17 protein-coding genes and 1 pseudogene are annotated in these 17,948 nt (G+C 44.1%); 12 read left to right on the top strand and 6 right to left on the bottom strand.

Translation table 11 applies throughout. The features are described from left to right. Window position 1: 1 nt before the first annotated feature. Together CDZ87_RS11860 and CDZ87_RS11855 are read left to right on the top strand one after the other, a co-directional pair. Window positions 2-517: a regulatory protein ToxS gene (locus CDZ87_RS11860; protein WP_100753742.1), complete on the top strand. Its 516-nt coding sequence runs from the start codon at window positions 2-4 to the stop codon at window positions 515-517. Between the two features lie 224 nt (window positions 518-741). Then, window positions 742-1,020, top strand: a complete 279-nt coding sequence (locus CDZ87_RS11855; protein ID WP_100753741.1) for an Rdx family protein — start codon at window positions 742-744, stop codon at window positions 1,018-1,020. Between the two features lie 57 nt (window positions 1,021-1,077). Here the strand turns inward: CDZ87_RS11855 and yfcE are convergent, their stop codons facing one another. Further along, window positions 1,078-1,623, bottom strand: a complete 546-nt coding sequence (gene yfcE / locus CDZ87_RS11850; RefSeq protein WP_100753740.1) for a phosphodiesterase — start codon at window positions 1,621-1,623, stop codon at window positions 1,078-1,080. A 253-nt stretch (window positions 1,624-1,876) separates the two neighbouring features. Here yfcE and CDZ87_RS11845 point away from each other — a divergent pair, with 253 nt between their 5' ends. The 5 genes and pseudogenes from CDZ87_RS11845 (at window position 1,877) to CDZ87_RS11820 (ending at window position 5,685) form a co-directional block, all read left to right on the top strand. Further along, window positions 1,877-2,794: a TIGR01777 family oxidoreductase gene (locus CDZ87_RS11845; RefSeq protein ID WP_100753739.1), complete on the top strand. Its 918-nt coding sequence runs from the start codon at window positions 1,877-1,879 to the stop codon at window positions 2,792-2,794. A 50-nt stretch (window positions 2,795-2,844) separates the two neighbouring features. Then, window positions 2,845-2,925 (top strand): annotated as a pseudogene (locus CDZ87_RS11840) (short-chain dehydrogenase); the annotation flags it as partial. A gap of 379 nt (window positions 2,926-3,304) precedes the next feature. Next, complete coding sequence (locus CDZ87_RS11830) at window positions 3,305-4,159, top strand: thioredoxin family protein (protein ID WP_100753738.1); 855 nt, start codon at window positions 3,305-3,307, stop codon at window positions 4,157-4,159. A gap of 141 nt (window positions 4,160-4,300) precedes the next feature. Then, window positions 4,301-5,221 (top strand): SPFH domain-containing protein, encoded by a 921-nt coding sequence (locus CDZ87_RS11825; RefSeq protein WP_100753737.1) that lies wholly within the window; start codon window positions 4,301-4,303, stop codon window positions 5,219-5,221. Between the two features lie 8 nt (window positions 5,222-5,229). After that, window positions 5,230-5,685 (top strand): NfeD family protein, encoded by a 456-nt coding sequence (locus CDZ87_RS11820; protein ID WP_100753736.1) that lies wholly within the window; start codon window positions 5,230-5,232, stop codon window positions 5,683-5,685. Between the two features lie 58 nt (window positions 5,686-5,743). Here the strand turns inward: CDZ87_RS11820 and CDZ87_RS11815 are convergent, their stop codons facing one another. The 4 genes from CDZ87_RS11815 to zipA form a co-directional block, all read right to left on the bottom strand. Then, on the bottom strand, window positions 5,744-6,547 hold the full coding sequence (locus CDZ87_RS11815) for a DUF2057 domain-containing protein (protein WP_100753735.1): 804 nt from the start codon (window positions 6,545-6,547) through the stop codon (window positions 5,744-5,746). 125 nt (window positions 6,548-6,672) lie between these two features. After that, window positions 6,673-7,785: a porin gene (locus CDZ87_RS11810; protein ID WP_100753734.1), complete on the bottom strand. Its 1,113-nt coding sequence runs from the start codon at window positions 7,783-7,785 to the stop codon at window positions 6,673-6,675. A gap of 512 nt (window positions 7,786-8,297) precedes the next feature. Then, window positions 8,298-10,313 carry an NAD-dependent DNA ligase LigA gene (gene ligA, locus CDZ87_RS11805; protein ID WP_100753733.1) on the bottom strand — a complete coding sequence of 672 codons (2,016 nt, stop codon included), beginning with the start codon at window positions 10,311-10,313 and terminating at the stop codon, window positions 8,298-8,300. Window positions 10,314-10,456: 143 nt separating this feature from the next. After that, on the bottom strand, window positions 10,457-11,314 hold the full coding sequence (gene zipA / locus CDZ87_RS11800; protein WP_100753732.1) for a cell division protein ZipA: 858 nt from the start codon (window positions 11,312-11,314) through the stop codon (window positions 10,457-10,459). Between the two features lie 203 nt (window positions 11,315-11,517). On the opposite strand from zipA, the gene cysZ reads away from it, so the two are divergent. The 5 genes from cysZ to crr all read left to right on the top strand — a co-directional run bounded on the left by cysZ (window position 11,518) and on the right by crr (window position 16,457). After that, window positions 11,518-12,264 carry a sulfate transporter CysZ gene (cysZ, locus tag CDZ87_RS11795; RefSeq protein WP_100753731.1) on the top strand — a complete coding sequence of 249 codons (747 nt, stop codon included), beginning with the start codon at window positions 11,518-11,520 and terminating at the stop codon, window positions 12,262-12,264. Window positions 12,265-12,457: 193 nt separating this feature from the next. Then, window positions 12,458-13,426 carry a cysteine synthase A gene (gene cysK / locus CDZ87_RS11790; RefSeq protein ID WP_100753730.1) on the top strand — a complete coding sequence of 323 codons (969 nt, stop codon included), beginning with the start codon at window positions 12,458-12,460 and terminating at the stop codon, window positions 13,424-13,426. A 297-nt stretch (window positions 13,427-13,723) separates the two neighbouring features. Continuing rightward, window positions 13,724-13,981: an HPr family phosphocarrier protein gene (locus CDZ87_RS11785; RefSeq protein ID WP_032552209.1), complete on the top strand. Its 258-nt coding sequence runs from the start codon at window positions 13,724-13,726 to the stop codon at window positions 13,979-13,981. Window positions 13,982-14,118: 137 nt separating this feature from the next. Then, the gene (gene ptsI, locus CDZ87_RS11780) at window positions 14,119-15,843 is read left to right on the top strand and encodes a phosphoenolpyruvate-protein phosphotransferase PtsI (RefSeq protein ID WP_100753729.1); all 1,725 of its coding nucleotides are present in this window, start codon (window positions 14,119-14,121) and stop codon (window positions 15,841-15,843) included. Between the two features lie 104 nt (window positions 15,844-15,947). Next, window positions 15,948-16,457 (top strand): PTS glucose transporter subunit IIA, encoded by a 510-nt coding sequence (gene crr, locus CDZ87_RS11775; protein WP_038175495.1) that lies wholly within the window; start codon window positions 15,948-15,950, stop codon window positions 16,455-16,457. Window positions 16,458-16,552: 95 nt separating this feature from the next. Here crr and CDZ87_RS11770 read toward each other — a convergent pair whose 3' ends face one another. Beyond that, window positions 16,553-17,725 carry a 2-octaprenyl-3-methyl-6-methoxy-1,4-benzoquinol hydroxylase gene (locus tag CDZ87_RS11770; protein ID WP_100753773.1) on the bottom strand — a complete coding sequence of 391 codons (1,173 nt, stop codon included), beginning with the start codon at window positions 17,723-17,725 and terminating at the stop codon, window positions 16,553-16,555. Window positions 17,726-17,948 lie beyond the last annotated feature (223 nt).

Genomic DNA, 17,948 nt, shown 5'->3' with positions numbered 1-17,948 from the left:
TATGAATCAGAAATTCGCTATCATCTTACTGATTGTCTCTGCACTTTTTAGTAGTTGGCTATACTGGGGCGGCGACTTAAAACTTGAGCAAATACTCACCTCTAAAGAATGGCAATCAAACATGGTTACCGTCATTGCCGAACCTTTACAAGGAAAATCTGCGGGTCCATTGCGCAAAGTCAACGTCATGACGAATGTGAAATATTTGCCCAACAACACCTACATTCGTGTATCGAACGTACGGCTTTACCCAGAAAATGGCACAACCGAAAGCGTCATCAATATTTCAGAAACAGGTGAATGGGATATCAGTGACAATTACTTGTTGATCTCACCAACAGAGTTTAAAGAGGTCTCCTCAGCGCAGAACAAGGACTTCACTCCTGCACAGTTAGCTCTCATCACGCAAATTTTCAAGATGGATGCCCAGCAGAGTCGCCGCATTGATATTATCCATGAAAAAACCTTACTGTTAACTAGCTTAAGTTACGGTTCTACGGTACTTTTTAGTAATTAATCTCACTCAAAGGGGCATAATGCCCCTTTTTTATTTCAGGTCAAATGGATTGGATACACGCTCTTGGCTACTGTTAGGCTCACATATTACAAGTCCCCTTTTGCCTCAATATCTGATAACTGTCTAAGTACCTACCTAACGACCTACACTCACCATCAATTAAATCCTGTTTCGAACTGCTCAGACTTGAATTCAGATAAATGCTTATTTTTAATAGGACTCATATGAATAAGGCTATCATTGATATTTACTACTGTCGCCAATGCAATTGGATGTTACGTTCAGCTTGGCTTGCGCAAGAACTACTGCACACCTTTAGTGAAGAGATTGAAACGCTATCGCTCCACCCCGATACTGGCGGCCGCTTTGAAATTTTCTGTAATGGGCAACAGATATGGGAACGCAAGCAGGATGGTGGATTTCCAGAGGCCAAAGTGCTCAAACAGCGCGTCCGCGATCAGATTGATCCTGAGCGAGATCTTGGTCATTCCGACCGCAAGTAACGATAATCAGATTTAGCGATAGGCAGAGGATCACTGGCTTTGCTTATTCACTGTTGGTTAGAGAAAAATTTGAACGATTATCTCATCATCAAAGGTCAGAACCTTTAGCTGATTATCTCCCAACACGCCATAACTAGGTGCGTAACCATCACGTGGAAACGTCACCGAACCGGGGTTAAAAATAATCTGCTCTCCGTCTTTGTGCGCCACAGGAATGTGAGTGTGGCCATGAGCAATAATATCTCCTGGGCGAAGTGATGGCCTTTTTGTGCCATTATAAAGGTGTCCATGAGTAAGAAACAAACGCTGACCACTTGCCAATAATACCCACGCATAATCCATCATCATAGGAAACGACAGCAACATTTGATCCACCTCACTATCGCAGTTCCCTCGCACCGCAATAATATCCTCAGCATAGCGGTTGAGTAATTCGCTCACTGCAGGCGGATTATACCCTTCAGGAACCGGATTCCGCGGCCCATGGTTTAACGTATCGCCGAGTAAAATAAAATGCTCAGCTCCCGATTGTTGATATTTAGCCAGAACTTTTTCTGTGGCAGGTAAACTGCCATGCAAGTCTGAGGCAAAAAACAGTTTCACGACATCATCCCCTTAATCACTTAATCAATAGCGGGATGATTTTACCCAGGGCCGTCCGATTAGTCACCTTCCATCATGCCGTTAATAGCGATGTGATTTCAGCAGCGTAGATGAAGATAAGCGTAACAAAATGTTAATTTTGTGATATTGCTACATATGACCACTTTTTATTCTAAGTCGCTATAATTAGTAACAATAGTTGACTATGGTTAGACTCTCGCTTACAAAAAGTGGCTAAGATTAAGGATGTAAAATGAAGCTATTGCTGACTGGTGGTTCGGGATTTATTGGGCGCGAACTGTTAAAGCATTTAACAACACACGAGATCGTGCTGCTCACACGTAACACAAAAGCAGCGCAACAGGCACTCAATCATACCGATATGGGGAATGTTACCTATATTAATGATTTAGATAGCCTGCAGCACCTCAATGACTTTGATGGCGTGATTAACTTAGCTGGCGAGCCGATCGCCGATAAGCGTTGGACAAAAAAACAGAAAAAGATCATCTGTGACAGTCGGTGGCGATTAACTGAAAAATTAGTCGAACTCATCCACGCTAGCACCAACCCACCGAATGTCTTTATCAGTGGCTCCGCCGTTGGTTTTTATGGCGATCAACAACAACACCCTTTTGATGAAACACTTCGTGTCACTGAGAACAACGGATTCCCCCATCAAGTTTGTGCAAAATGGGAACAGATCGCTAGCCGTGCTCGCTCCGATATGACTCGCGTGTGCTTATTGCGCACAGGTGTTGTAATGGCTCCTGAAGGTGGTGCTCTGAAGAAAATGCTCCCCCCTTATAAATTAGGAGTTGGTGGCCCATTAGGCAGCGGACGCCAATATATGCCTTGGATTCATATGCTGGATATGGTTAGAGCGATTGTCTATTTACTTGAGACTCCACACGCCCTGGGGGAGTTTAATTTGTGCGCCCCACACCCAGTCACCAATAAAGAATTTAGTCAGACGTTAGCTAAAGCGCTTAAACGGCCCCATTTACTTTTCACGCCCAAGTGGGGAATGCAATTGTTAATGGGTGAAAGCTCTGTTTTGTTATTTGATAGCATACGAGCTAAACCGAAGAAGTTGACAGAGTTAGGTTTTCGCTTTAGCTACTCACGTATTGAACCTGCGTTGAACAACTTATTACAACATCACGATTAATAACCTAAGGTGGGCCTCACGCCGACTGATTAAATAGATATGAAAAACAGATACTGATCACGGGCTGTTCGACAGGCATCGGCTACACCTGCGCCCATGCACTCCAACAGCGCGGCTACCACGTTATCGCGTTACTCAAGCGTCTTTTACCCACCTCAGCATTCGATAAAATATTGAGTAGAGCCGCATAAAAACAGATAGGTATGTCATTATTTCGTAACAATGAGACGCTAAATTAACAATCAGAGCCAAGCTCTAACAATTAATGCGCTACATTCGGAATAATAATATGACCCTAAACCAGTTAAACTGGCTGAGTGTGGGTGTTGCGCTAACCTTATTTATCGTTCTATAAACACCTTCGCTTATTGCAACATGAAACGCCCTTATCGTTGAAGCATCGATAAGGGCGTTTGATGTCTGTTAATTCAAACCACTAACTTGAACTTGTCCCCTTTCGCCCATATCTCTAAAGCAAATACCAAATACCGCGTCACGAGGAAAGGTTACATGCAATCACCATACATCGTTGAACTAAACGAACAAAACTTCCGTCAAGTCCTTGAAGGCTCGATGCAAACCCCGGTACTGATTCACTTTTGGGCACCAATGAGTGAAGAGAGTACTCAGGTGATTCCTGAACTGCAAATGCTAGCCCAGCAATACAACGGCGCCTTCACTCTAGCCTTGTTAAATTGCGAACAAGAACAAGTGATTGCTAGCCAGTTTGGTGTGCAAGCTCTACCGACGATTGCATTGTTTGTAAATGGTCAACCAGTTGATGGTTTAGGTGGCCCACAAACTCTCGGCGCAATCCAAGAGATGTTAAATAAGCATCTACCAAATCAAGGTGAACAACACGTTAAGCAAGCGCTTGAATTGATTCAAACAGGGCAGCATACCCAAGCACTGGCGCTACTCGAAAGCTTGGATCCTGAATGGCACCAGAAAGCGCAAGTAAAGCTTGCACTGGCCGATTGTTATCTCGAGACACAAGACTTTGACCAAGCAAGAGCATTGCTCACTCATATTCCTTTGGAGTATCAGGACAATTATTACAAAGGGCTAGCGGCTAAACTCGAACTACACGATCAAGCAGCTAACAGCCCTGAAATTCAATCGCTAGAACAGGCATTACAGCAACAGCCAACCAACTTAAAACGAGTGCACGAATTGGCGCTGAGCTATCATCAAGTCAATCGTGATGAAGATGCTCTCGAGCTACTATGGCGCTCACTACGCAGTGACTTAAATGCGCTAGATGGTGAGATCAAAAAATTGTTTATGGATATTTTAGCTGCGCTAGGACAAGGTAACCCTACCGCGGGTAAATATCGCCGCCAACTGTACTCAATATTATATTAGGTAACCCTAAATAAATGAGTTAAAGCCGGCAGTGCCGGCTTTATTTATATCTAAAACAGAGTCGGAGTCTCATTTCTACCATTGTTTGTGAGAATGAATTAAGCAACAATCGAATCACTATCATCATAAAGGAACTCACAGATGGCTATTGATTCATTGATTACTATTGGCATTTTTATTATTGCTATTATGGCAGTGATTATTGCTGCGGTAAAAACCGTCCCACAAGGCAGTACTTGGACTGTCGAGCGTTTTGGTCGTTATACTCATACCCTTCAGCCGGGACTTAACTTAATTATTCCGTTCATTGATCGCATTGGTCATAAAATCAGCATGATGGAGCGTGTCATGGATATCCCTGCCCAAGAAGTGATCAGCAAAGACAATGCGAATGTAACCATTGATGCGGTGTGTTTTGTTCAAGTAATTAATGCAGCCAAAGCCGCCTATGAAGTCAACGATCTAGAGCACGCGATTCGCAATCTTACTCTGACCAACATTCGTACTGTTCTCGGCTCAATGGAACTCGATGAGATGCTCAGTCAGCGCGATATGATCAACGTCAAACTGCTGTCTATTGTTGATGAAGCGACGAACCCTTGGGGCGTTAAAGTCACCCGTATTGAGATTAAAGATGTTCAGCCTCCTGCGGATCTTACCGCAGCAATGAACGCTCAAATGAAGGCGGAACGAAATAAACGTGCAGAAGTTCTTGAAGCCGAAGGCGTTAGACAAGCTGAAATCTTACGTGCTGAAGGGCATAAGCAATCGGAGATTTTAAAAGCGGAGGGAGATAAACAAGCCGCTATACTTCAAGCAGAAGCACGTGAGCGCGCCGCAGAAGCTGAGGCACGAGCAACGACCATGGTATCTGAAGCGATCGCTAAAGGAGATATGCAGGCGGTCAATTACTTTATCGCTCAAGGCTATACTGATGCACTAAAAAGTATTGGTCAGGCAGAAAATAGCAAGATCGTTATGTTACCACTGGAAGCGACAGGCCTAATGGGCTCGATCGCAGGCGTGGCTGAAATGTTTAAACATTCACAACAAAATAAGTAGAGGCGTTCATGATTGAGTTGATGGAAAGTATTAATTACTGGCATTGGCTTGCTTTCGGTTTGGCTTTACTGGCTTGTGAGCTACTCGGCACGGCAGGCTATTTTCTTTGGCTGGGGCTATCCGCGATCGTGGTGGGTGCTTTGTTAAGCATCTTACCCATCAGCTGGCAGCTTCAGTGGGTCGCTTTTGGGGTGTTCTCTCTTGCCACCACTTGGTTGTGGTGGCGCAGACAACTGAAGTCAGACACACAAGATGATGCAGCAAGAACGCTCAATCAAAAGCAGCAACAGCTAATCGGACAGACCATTCGTTTAGATGAAGACTTCCCCGCAGGTAAAGGACGAATAAAGTTTGCTGATTCGACTTGGACTGCGCGCTCAGATAAGGCTATTGCAGCAAACACTATGGTGGAAATCATCGACGTAGATGGAATCATCTTAACCATTAGAGCTAAAGCTTGTTAGAAACCTCAGTTTCTCTTTAACCATTAATAACAAAGGAGCCTTTGGCTCCTTTGTTATTCTATAACTCTAATAATTGTTTAATGATCTCTTTTCTCTCATCGACACTGGCTTTTTTATACCAATAACTAAACATTTCCGCTTCTTTTGACGCGCTAAGTGGCTCGTCTAACCATTGATTACGATTCGTAATAGCCCAATTAATAGCACTGTCTTGCTCAGACTTTGCTAATTGTTCATACCAGTATTGTGACATTTCAAAGACTTTAGATTGCTGCGATGCTGGCACTGCTTTCGCTTCTGGCGCAACATTGACTGACTGTTTTTGCCCAGCAACACTGTTATTTCCACTTTCAACAAGCGCCTTAATATATCCTGCTGGCACAGAGAAGCTAAATAACGAGTTTTTCGATGCAGCAACATCGAAGTGAAGGTCTTGATCAGGCATATCTAAAAACAGCGCCTCATCAACTGGAAACTTAATATATTGAGTGGTAGTGCAGATATCACCACAGGTTTCTGTTGCTGCTGCGTAGGTATTTATCTTCTCAGTTGAGCCATTCTGACTAAAAACGACTGAATGAAATTGGTTGTAGTTCTTGAAGTACTGTAGCTCCATTGTAATATAAGAATCAGGTACGCCTTGTTTTAAATTGGACACCACATAATTAAACTCCAATGTAGATTTAACAAGTTGACCTCCTTTAATATTGATTATTTCAGGTGTCAGTGTTTTTCCCGTCACTACTTGGTAGTTTTGTTTACTTTCGATCTGACTAACAGAATCAGAAAAGTCATCATCCACATCCAACGTAGAGCAGCCCGTAATAACGAGGGATATACTCATTAATATTATTTTTTTCATGCAAACTACCTGGGTAAAAACCATTATTGATTCGAATCACTCAACATAGAGGGATGTAACGATTAGCTATAGCAAACGCCGGCCAAAAAGACCGGCGTAACTTTAAAGTAAGATATAAATTTATTTTAGAACCCGTATTCTAGTCCTAAACGAACGAACGGCGTTGAGTCACCATCATTCTTAGTGAAAGAACCTACTCGGAGATAAGGAACAAAACCATCCTTAACATACATTAACTGACCAGATACTACGTTATCTGCAGTATTTTTTTGCTCAGCGCCATCTAATTCATAATCGAGGTTAGCTGCATAGCCAAGTTTGAAGCCCCAAGGTCCATTCCAGTATTGACCGATTACAGAGTATGAACCTTGCTCAGATTTCGCTCCACCTTGAACATCACTTGATCCTGCTTTATACGCAGCGGAAAGTCCAAAACCACCCGGAAGAGATGCTTCAAAACCAATCAAGTAACCTAGTGTGTCGACCATTTCAGCTGCAGTGCCGGCTTTTTCATAATTATCACCCTGCGCGATGCCAGCACCACAACCAGAGGCATCAGTACAAATTTCCCATGCTTCAGCTACTGCCTCTTTCTTCTGGCGGTTTTTCTCAGTTTCGACTGCCGCGTGGAAAGTGAACATATCACCCGCTTTTAAAGATGCTTTCGCGCCGTAGAAGAAGTTATTGTCAACCCCCGTGTCACCCACACCAGTAGAGAGGCTGTAGTTAAAGTTACCAAGCTGGGCAGAGTCGTAACGAAGTTGGTTACCCTGGCGATCGCGATGGTAAGCGACGTCAGCTGCCCATGCAGAATCCCAAATTCGACCGAGGCCTGGGTTCGAATATGGCCAGTCTACAAGCTCATACATAGGAGTTAGCATACGACCAGCGCGAAGCGTACCCCAGTCGCCACGTAAACCTAAGAAAGTATCGCGATTACCCAGCGTAGCACCTTTTCCGTCTTCACCAACACCAACCCAACCTGATTCAATTTGCATAAAGATATTCACATTGTCTGAGAAATCTTTACTTGCTCGGAAACCGATACGAGACTCGTTGTCCCACTGGTAGCCTTTCTGATCTTTTTCAGTGTACGCACTGATTGCCGCTACACCATAAGCTTGTACATTAAAATCTGAAATAACACCGACTTGTGATGATTCAGCATTTGCAAAAGCACTGGTTGATGCGAGTGCAACTGCCGCACCTAAAAGCGTACGTTTAAACATTTTGTCCATGGAAAACTCCTAAAAAGTGGATATAGCTGTTTTTTGTTTTCTCACCTTAAGTTGGCCGCCGAAGGGAGAAATCATTTCTTGTGTAGAAAATCGCCAATGAATCATTAACCGCTGATTTTCTATTTCCTGCATACACCTTGTGTATCCATGTGTGTAAGACTAACTTCGCATCGGAAAACATCAATGAGAACTTAATTTCTAAGTAAAAAAATATGAGCCACTACAAATTTTTGTCAAGTAAGTGACCAAGATCTACTTTTTATCAGGAACTAAATAAGAACAAAACAAGCCATTATATTTCAATGCCTTATATTATAAATAAGTTCTGAATTATTGAAGTGTGTCGCATAGGTTCTGATTAATATGCGATAATTCTTAGATTGGAGATCGTTGTCACGGAAACTAATTGGATCGGTTAACGATTATTACGACAACTTAATTTACAGGAAAAATAAAACCTCAAAATTACTAATTTTGAGGTTTTAGGTAGCTTGTATTATAAGGATATTAGGTTATTTTTTGATAAGTTCCACGATGTCGGCTTCTGTTTTTATCTCAATACCTAATTCTTGAGCTTTAGTTAACTTAGAACCGGCATTTTCACCCGCGAACAATATATCGGTTTTTTTCGAGACACTGCCGGTTACCTTAGCACCTAAACTTTCAAGGGCCGCTTTGGCATCACTTCGAGTCAATTGCGATAACGACCCTGTAAGCACAACCGTTTTCCCTGCTAAAGGCTGGGGAACATCAAGGGTTATCGCTTCAATATCCGGCCAGTGCACACCTTGCTCTAATAACGCTTCGATAACGCTGCGATTCTTATCCTCAGCAAAAAAGGCGGTAATATGACTTGCGACAATCGCACCAATATCTTGTACTTCGACGAGCTGTGCATGACTGGCAGCCATCACCTTATCGAGGGTTTTAAAATGATGGGCCAAGTTTGCTGCAGTAGCCTCACCAACTTCACGAATACCAAGTGAATACAAAAACCGCGCTAATGTTGTCTGTTTTGACTTATTCAGAGCATCGACCACATTTTGCGCAGACTTAGGCCCCATACGATCCAGAACAGTCAATACTCCGGCCGACAGCTTAAATAAGTCCGCCGGTGTTTCAACCATTTCACGATCGACCAACTGCTCAATCACTTTATCGCCAAGGCCATCAACGTCGAGAGCCTTTCGTGACACAAAATGCTTCAACGCTTGTTTTCGTTGAGCTTGGCATACCAATCCGCCAGTACAGCGTGCAACCGCTTCCCCTTCGACACGCTCAACATCTGAGTGACAAACTGGGCAATTTACCGGGAATTCTATGGCTCGGGCATTGTCAGGGCGACGCTGTTTAACCACAGAAACGACCTGGGGAATCACATCACCTGCGCGACGAATCACGACACAGTCGCCAATCATCACACCCAAACGTTCAATTTCATCAGCATTGTGTAAGGTGGCATTACTGACAGTGACCCCGCCAACGAAAATGGGTTCAAGCTTAGCCACGGGGGTGATTGCCCCAGTTCGTCCGACCTGAAACTCAACATAATTAAGAGTGGTCATCTCTTCTTGAGCCGGGAATTTATAGGCAATCGCCCAGCGTGGCGCTCTGGCAACAAAACCAAGTTGCTCTTGCTGTGCAATCGCATCGACTTTAATCACCACACCATCGATTTCGTAAGCCAGTTCGTCACGGCGAGACAATATGTCTTGATAATAAGCTTTTACTTGCTGCATATCCGCAACTCGCTTTGTCTCTGGGCACATAGGCAGGCCCCACCCTTTAAGTTGTAAGAAACGTTCATAGTGACTTTGCGAGAGAGTGGTACCTTCAACAACGCCAACGCTGTAAGCATAAAAACTTAAGGGCCTTGTCGCAGTAATCCGTGAATCTAACTGACGTAAGCTTCCTGCTGCGGCATTGCGCGGGTTAACAAACACTTTGTCGCCTTTTTTAAGGGCTTGTTGGTTAAGCTGTTCAAAGCCAGCCTTCGGCATAAACACTTCGCCACGTACTTCAAGCCGTTCAGGCCAGCCCGAGCCGTACAGTTTTAAAGGAATCGATTTGATGGTGCGGACATTTTCGGTAATGTTCTCACCAACCGCGCCATCTCCTCGTGTTGCGGCTTGCACCAATACACCCTGTTCGTAAAGTAAGCTTACCGCTAAACCATCTAGCTTCGGTTCGCAGCAAAAACTGGCGATGGTTTGAGTGGACAGTCGATCACACATACGTTTATAGAAGCTATCTAACTCACCATCATCAAAGGCGTTATCCAGCGACAACATTGGAATTTCATGAGTAACAGGTTCAAAACCACTCAACGGCATACCGCCGACACGTTGGCTTGGTGAGTCTGAAGTTGCCAGTTCAGGATGTTGAGACTCGAGTTCAAGAAGCTCGCGCATCAGACGGTCATATTCCGCGTCTGGAATTTCCGGGCTGTCTTCAACGTAATATTTCACTCCGTGGCGATGGAGTGTCTCTCGCAGTTGGTTTAGCTGTTGTTGGATCTCTGTTGACATAGGGGAACTCTGCTACTTTAAAAAACGGTGTCTTGAAGAGCTTTGGGGCAATCGATGGTTTATCAACACCCACCCCACCTTGCGCAACACCGCCTTAATCAAAAAAGGCTCCATACGGAGCCTCTCTACTATTTATCAATAACTTAGGCTTTCTGCGCCGCTTTAAACTGTTGTATTTGCGCTTTATACGCATCAATACGATTGGGCGAAATCAGGTTTCTTGCATCATCAAGAACATTGGCACCTAAATCATCTGCAATTTGCTGCGCCGTTTTTAGCATCAATTTAAAGTTCTGCTCTGGATCGCCAAAACAGGGGACGGTCATGAAGAACGAGATGCCTTTGGTGGTAAACGCCGCAGGATCGTCATGTTTTAACGTTCCTGGATTCATCATATTCGCCACGCTGAACAGCACTTTCCCTGTTCCAGATAAATCTGCATGGCGATGAAAAATATCCATTTCACCATAGATCAAACCATTTTGCTGCATGCTGTCAAACAGCTTAGTGCCGACAAAAGGCTCATTGCCTGCACAATGCACATTAAGCACAATCACTTCTAACGCAGGCTCTTGCTCATCTTCAATCTCAGCAATGGGCACCTCGTCAATTTGGCGCTCAACATCAGGCTCAGGGACAACAACATCGTCGATAGACCGAGTAGAGAATGAAGGAACGTCTAGCTCTTCCTCTTTACTAGCCAAAAGATCTGAGTCTGTGGGTTGTTGATAATTATCGATAAGCGGGTCAGCGATGATCTCATCTTGCGCGACAAAACCCGGCTCTTTACGCTGTTTCTTGATAATTTCAAAATCATCTTCCGGGGCAAACGCGCGCTCAGAGAGCAAGTCTGACGATTTACTATCAACGTCTAGCTTACCAAGCGGCTTACTACTAAACTTCGCCTTGCCTTCTTTCTTACTCGTCCATAAACCGTGGAACAGCAAAGCGGCAATCGCTATGGCTCCGACAATTATGAGTACAAATCGCAGTTCCTGCATCTTTAGCTCTCATTTGTTCGTTACAGCACGATGTAAAGTTGGCCGTAAAGAAACGATTAAACCCTAACTGTGAGTTACTCTACCAAAACTCGACCCTGTTTTAGAACAACTTAATGTGAGAAGTTCCACTAATGTTGTGATTTTGAACACGCTTTTTTCTTGCTAAGATACCAAGCGTTCGTTTTTACAACAATCGACTCATTATGAATACTTATATACAACAACGTTCTGGATTTGGTTATTTCTTTCATGGATTAGCGCTTGCGCTCACTCCAGGGATACGCCGCTTCGTTATTTTGCCACTACTCGCTAATATACTGTTAGTCGGTGGTGCCCTATTTTACCTGTTTTCTCATTTAGATACTTGGATTGAGCAACTGATAGGTCAACTGCCTGACTTTTTATCGTGGCTCAGTTACCTACTCTGGCCACTACTAGCATTGACCATCCTTGCTACTTTTTCCTATTTTTTCAGTACGCTAGCCAATTTTATAGCGGCGCCACTGAATGGGTTATTAGCGGAAAAGGTCGAGGAGCATTTAACCAAGCAAAAGGTGAATGATGATGGGATGTTGGCCATTATCAAAGATACACCTCGTATTTTGGCTCGCGAATGGCGCAAGCTGGTTTATGTATTACCCAAAGCCATTGGTCTATTTTTACTGCTGCTTATCCCGGCACTTGGCCAGACCTTAGGCCCCTTCTTGTGGTTTATCTTTACCGCGTGGATCTTGGCCGTTCAGTATTGTGATTATCCGTTCGATAACCATAAAGTCCCGTTCAATGATATGCGTTACAATTTGAAACAAAAACAGGGCAAAGCGTACAGTTTTGGCGCTTTGGTATCGGTATTTACCACCATTCCGATCCTGAACCTTATTGTTATGCCTGTCGCGGTCTGCGGCGCGACCTCGATGTGGGTGGCCGAATTTAAACATCATCATAAATAAATAGCGACAACGGCTTGAGAGCAGTAAGTTCACGAATCGATGTATGCTTGCTGCTCTTTCATATCATATAACTATTTAATCCTTTTCTCGCTTTTGAACCTGCCCTACTCTCTACATCAACAACTATTTCTTAATACCACTCGGTCTGGTAGTTCAATCAAACCGAAGTGAAATAAAGATGAAGGATCACACCATGAGCAAGATTTACGAAGACAATTCCCAAACCATTGGTAACACCCCTCTTGTGCGCCTAAACAAAGTCAGTAATGGTAAAGTTCTGGCCAAGATTGAAGCCCGCAACCCAAGCTTCAGCGTAAAATGTCGTATCGGTGCCAACATGATTTGGGAAGCAGAGCAAGCCGGTACACTTAAGCCTGGCATTGAACTTGTTGAACCTACCAGTGGTAATACTGGTGTGGCTCTTGCTTTCGTTGCCGCCGCTCGTGGTTACAAGCTTACCCTAACCATGCCGGAGTCAATGAGCCTTGAACGTCGTAAATTACTTAAAGCACTGGGTGCAAACCTTGAGTTGACAGAAGCGGCAAAAGGTATGAAAGGGGCGATTGCTAAAGCAGAAGAGATCGTAGCGAGCAATCCAGAAAAATTCTTACTTCTTCAACAATTCAACAACCCAGCCAACCCGCAAATTCACGAAAAAACCACTGGTCCCGAAATCTGGGATGCAACCGATGGCGACGTCGATGTGTTCGTTGCAGGTGTGGGAACGGGCGGTACCATTACTGGTACAAGTCGCTACCTGAAAGGCGAAAAAGGAAAAAATATTGTCTCTGTAGCGGTTGAACCTGCTGAGTCACCAGTCATTGCTCAAGCGTTAGCAGGAGAAGAAATTCAACCGGCGCCGCACAAAATCCAAGGCATTGGTGCTGGTTTTATTCCTGGTAACCTCGATTTGGAGCTGATTGACCGCGTTGAGGCCGTAACCTCTGACGAAGCTATCGCAATGGCTCGACGCTTAATGGAAGAAGAAGGTATCTTGGCTGGTATCTCTTCAGGCGCGGCCGTTGTCGCAGCGAACCGCATCGCAGAACTACCTGAATTTGCAGGTAAAACCATTGTCACCGTCCTTCCTAGCTCGGGTGAACGTTACCTAAGTACCCCGCTATTCGCCGGTATATTTACCGAGAAAGAGAACCAACAGTAAACTGTGTCAAATCAATTTTTCGTTTAAAAAAGCCCCGTACAGGGGCTTTTTTGTTGATCCCTGCCCTACCTTTGGTAATATCACGATTGTTTTATTTCTAGCTGCAAAATAAAAGCAGAAAAGAATTACTCTCAATGACGAAAAACAGCACAGACTGAAATCGTGATTGAGAAATTAATCACCAGTCGCGGTTCTAACACGCAATCTAGGTTAGCCTACTAGCAGAAATGCTTTTTTATGGTTAAGCTAAAACTGGTTAAGAAACTATCAAAATATAAATTAATTGGGGTATATAACATGTACGAGAAGCAAGTAGAAATCACTGCAGAAAATGGCCTTCACACTCGTCCTGCAGCACAGTTCGTTAAAGAAGCTAAATCATTCGATGCGGACATCACAGTGACTTCTAACGGTAAAAGCGCTAGCGCTAAAAGCCTTTTCAAATTACAAACTCTTGGCCTAGTTAAAGGTACAGTAGTTTCTATCTCAGCTGAGGGCCCACAGGCTCAACAAGCTGTTGACCACCTAGTTGCTCTAATGGACCAACTGCACTAATTCAGTTTTTAGTTTCTCAAAGCCATTTTGCACAACAAAATGGCTTTGTTGGAAATAAACTAAAATATAAGCTAAAACTATTCGTTAGCGCATCCATTATTCTCCCGTTTTAAAGTTGACCAATTTAAGGTAAGGCTATGATTTCAGGCATCCTAGCATCTCCTGGTATTGCTATCGGTAAAGCACTACTACTTCAAGAAGATGAAATTGTCCTAAACACACACGCTATTTCTGATGATCAAATTGAAGCTGAAGTTCAGCGCTTTTTTGACGCTCGTAACAAATCTTCAGCTCAGTTAGAAATGGTAAAACAGAAAGCACTTGAAACCTTTGGTGAAGAGAAAGAAGCGATCTTTGAAGGTCATATCATGCTTCTTGAAGACGAAGAGCTAGAGGAAGAAATCCTAGCACTTATCAAGAATGACAAGATGCACGCTGATAACGCTATCTACACCGTTATCGAAGAGCAAGCATCCGCTCTAGAATCTCTAGACGACGAATACTTAAAAGAACGTGCCACTGATATCCGAGATATTGGGACACGTTTTGTGAAAAATGCACTCGGCATCAACATCGTATCCCTAAGCGATATCGATCAAGAAGTGATCCTAGTTGCTTACGACTTAACACCGTCTGAGACTGCACAGATCAACCTAGACTACGTGCTTGGTTTTGCGTGTGACATCGGTGGTCGTACTTCACACACTTCAATCATGGCTCGTTCTCTTGAACTTCCTGCGATTGTCGGTACTAACGACATCACTAAAAAAGTGAAAAACGGCGATATGCTGATTCTTGATGCGATGAACAACAAGATCGTTATCAACCCATCAGACGCTGAACTTGCAGAAGCAAAAGCAGTGAAAGCCGCTTTCATTGCTGAAAAAGAAGAACTTGCCAAACTGAAAGACCTACACGCTGAGACCACTGACGGTCATCGCGTAGAAGTGTGCGGTAATATCGGTACTGTAAAAGACTGTGATGGTATCATTCGTAACGGTGGTGAAGGCGTTGGTCTGTACCGTACTGAATTCCTATTTATGGATCGTGATGCACTTCCAACTGAGGAAGAGCAATACCAAGCTTACAAAGAAGTGGCTGAAGCCATGCATGGTGAGTCGGTAATCATCCGTACCATGGACATCGGCGGTGACAAAGATCTTCCATATATGGATCTGCCACAAGAGATGAACCCGTTCCTTGGCTGGCGCGCCGTGCGTATCAGTTTAGACCGTCGTGAAATCCTTCGTGACCAGTTACGTGGCATCCTACGTGCGTCTGCACATGGTAAACTGCGTATCATGTTCCCAATGATTATTTCTGTTGAGGAAATTCGTGAGCTGAAAAAAGCCATCGAGGAGTACAAAGCTGAACTGCGTGAAGAAGGCCATGCCTTTGATGAAAGCATCGAAGTTGGTGTAATGGTTGAGACGCCAGCAGCGGCTGCGATCGCCCACCACTTAGCCAAAGAAGTAGCCTTCTTCTCTATTGGTACCAACGACCTAACACAGTACACCCTAGCGGTTGACCGTGGTAACGAGATGATTTCTCATCTTTACAACCCAATGTCGCCAGCAGTACTGACCGTGATTAAGCAAGTCATTGACGCTTCTCACGCTGAAGGTAAATGGACAGGTATGTGTGGCGAGCTTGCAGGTGATGAACGTGCAACGCTGCTCCTACTTGGTATGGGCCTTGATGAATTCTCGATGAGTGGTATCTCTATCCCTAAAGTGAAGAAAGTTATCCGTAACTCTAACTTCGCTGAAGTGAAAGCGATGGCGGAACAAGCCCTGTCTCTTCCAACGGCGGCAGAAATTGAAGCCGTAGTAGAAAAGTTTATCGCAGAGAAAACGCAATAATCAGGCAATACCAATAAGATAGGCGGCGAAATTTGTCGTCTATCTTGTGAGATTGGTATACTATTATTCGACAGAATTAATAAAAACGTTAGGAGCATGACACAATGGGTCTGTTTGACAAACTTAAGAAGCTAGTATCTGACGACAGCGCTGACGCCGGTGCAATCGAAATCATCGCACCTCTATCTGGTGAAATCGTCAACATTGAAGATGTGCCAGATGTTGTTTTCGCAGAGAAAATTGTTGGTGATGGTATTGCTATCAAGCCAGCAGGCAACAAGATGGTAGCTCCTGTAAATGGCACTATCGGTAAGATCTTCGAAACTAACCATGCGTTCTCTATTGAATCTGACGATGGCGTTGAGCTATTTGTTCACTTCGGTATTGACACTGTTGAGCTGAAAGGCGAAGGCTTCACGCGCATCGCTGAAGAAGGTCAATCTGTGAAAGCAGGCGACACTGTCATCGAATTCGATCTCGCTCTACTTGAAGAGAAAGCGAAGTCTACACTGACTCCTGTTGTTATCTCTAACATGGACGAAATCAAAGAGCTGAACAAGCTTTCTGGTTCTGTGACTGTTGGTGAAACACCAGTACTACGTGTCACTAAGTAATCACTACTTAGCCAAACACAAAAAAACGCAGCCTTCATGGCTGCGTTTTTGTTTTTTGTTTTTTGTTCAATAATATCAATCTGATCAGATTGATATCACAATCCCAAAGCATATTTTAGAACCTGCGTTTTTAATGGGCTATGCTCTGCCAACTTTAACGCTGCGTTACGTGCAAGTTTTAACGGCGCAATATCGTTACTGAAACCTTTATAGAACACGTCCATCCCCGTCTGCATCAGCAAGTTATCTGGTCGCCTTTGGCGTTGATATTTGGCTAACATTGGTTGGCTAATCACACCCTTACCCTCACACACGGCCAACAGAGCCTCGACATCTTTAAAGCCTAGGTTCACACCTTGACCTGCTAGCGGATTAATTGTGTGCGCAGCATCGCCAACTAAAACACAGCGCTGTTTGGCGTATGTTTGTGCATGTCGGCGGGTAAGAGGGAACGAGCCGTGTTGTAGTACATGAATGTCGCCAAGCTCGCGAGGAAAATGTGTTAACACTTCTTGGCGTAGTTGTTCAGGAGTCATGGCCGACAACTGCTTAATTCGTTTCGGTGAGTCATACCAAACCAAGGAGCCTTGACCTACCATGTGACCATTTCTCTCTAAAGAGCTTAATGGCAGAAAAGAGCGTGGTCCTGATGGGGTAAACTGTTGCCAAGTAATGTCTTGCTGAGCGAGCTCTGTTTCCACATTGATCAACATACAATGTTGGCGATAGTCCCAGGCCGTTACGCCAATTCCCGCGAGTGTTCGTACTTTAGAGTTGGCGCCATCCGCACCAACGACTAAATCAGCCTCTAACGTTGCGCCAGAAGAGAGAGTCAATTGGTTTATTTCACCAAACTCAATATCATCCAGCGTATCAGGGCAGAACCGTTCAATCTCAGGCCAGGATTCAAATTGTTGCCATAGTCCCAACTGAATCACTTGATTTTCGACAATGTAGCCTAAACGCTCCAAATTAAGCGCATCAGAATGAAAACGGGTACGGCACTCTGGGTGCTCCCAAGTTTCTAGGCGGCGATAAGGGCACACACGCATTTGAGCAATGTTCTGCCACGCTCCTAGGCTTGCTAAAACAGAAACTGAATGTTCGGAAATGGCGGAAACACGAATGTCCATCGCTTGCTCAGCGGAAAAAGGACGAGGCGCCAAGCCTTCTACAACCGCTACTCGTCTTCCCTGCTTGGCAAAACCGATGGCAACAGCGGCTCCGACCATGCCCCCACCAATTACGGCAACATCAAATCTGCTCATATTTTGTATTTCATCATGTTGATTCTTTAACTGTTTTTTATTGTACGATTTCATTGCTAAAAATGTAACCTAAAACCTCATGTTAGAGATGGTCTAATCCCTTGTACAATAACGCTTGCAATTGATTCAACCACGGCACTAGTCAGTCGGTTTTTAAAGCAGTACAATACCCGGCTCGCTAATATGCGAGAAGAAAAAACCATCAGAAAAACATTGATAGATG

It is taken from the genome of Vibrio salilacus (assembly GCF_002811245.1).
GTDB classification, from domain to species: Bacteria; Pseudomonadota; Gammaproteobacteria; order Enterobacterales; family Vibrionaceae; genus Vibrio; species Vibrio salilacus.
This window is presented reverse-complemented; position numbering and strand designations above follow the sequence as displayed.

Bases quoted from the DNA above. Each gene is read 5' to 3' on its own strand.
- CDZ87_RS11825 (WP_100753737.1), top strand. From the start codon at position 4,301: ATGGCTATTGATTCATTGATTACTATTGGCATTTTTATTATTGCTATT.
- zipA (WP_100753732.1), bottom strand. From the start codon at position 11,314: ATGCAGGAACTGCGATTTGTACTCATAATTGTCGGAGCCATAGCGATT.
- CDZ87_RS11860 (WP_100753742.1), top strand. From the start codon at position 2: ATGAATCAGAAATTCGCTATCATCTTACTGATTGTCTCTGCACTTTTT.
- CDZ87_RS11855 (WP_100753741.1), top strand. From the start codon at position 742: ATGAATAAGGCTATCATTGATATTTACTACTGTCGCCAATGCAATTGG.
- CDZ87_RS11770 (WP_100753773.1), bottom strand. From the start codon at position 17,725: ATGAGCAGATTTGATGTTGCCGTAATTGGTGGGGGCATGGTCGGAGCC.
- cysK (WP_100753730.1), top strand. From the start codon at position 12,458: ATGAGCAAGATTTACGAAGACAATTCCCAAACCATTGGTAACACCCCT.
- CDZ87_RS11810 (WP_100753734.1), bottom strand. From the start codon at position 7,785: ATGGACAAAATGTTTAAACGTACGCTTTTAGGTGCGGCAGTTGCACTC.
- CDZ87_RS11830 (WP_100753738.1), top strand. From the start codon at position 3,305: ATGCAATCACCATACATCGTTGAACTAAACGAACAAAACTTCCGTCAA.
- crr (WP_038175495.1), top strand. From the start codon at position 15,948: ATGGGTCTGTTTGACAAACTTAAGAAGCTAGTATCTGACGACAGCGCT.
- CDZ87_RS11820 (WP_100753736.1), top strand. From the start codon at position 5,230: ATGATTGAGTTGATGGAAAGTATTAATTACTGGCATTGGCTTGCTTTC.
- CDZ87_RS11785 (WP_032552209.1), top strand. From the start codon at position 13,724: ATGTACGAGAAGCAAGTAGAAATCACTGCAGAAAATGGCCTTCACACT.
- CDZ87_RS11815 (WP_100753735.1), bottom strand. From the start codon at position 6,547: ATGAAAAAAATAATATTAATGAGTATATCCCTCGTTATTACGGGCTGC.
- ptsI (WP_100753729.1), top strand. From the start codon at position 14,119: ATGATTTCAGGCATCCTAGCATCTCCTGGTATTGCTATCGGTAAAGCA.
- ligA (WP_100753733.1), bottom strand. From the start codon at position 10,313: ATGTCAACAGAGATCCAACAACAGCTAAACCAACTGCGAGAGACACTC.
- CDZ87_RS11845 (WP_100753739.1), top strand. From the start codon at position 1,877: ATGAAGCTATTGCTGACTGGTGGTTCGGGATTTATTGGGCGCGAACTG.
- cysZ (WP_100753731.1), top strand. From the start codon at position 11,518: ATGAATACTTATATACAACAACGTTCTGGATTTGGTTATTTCTTTCAT.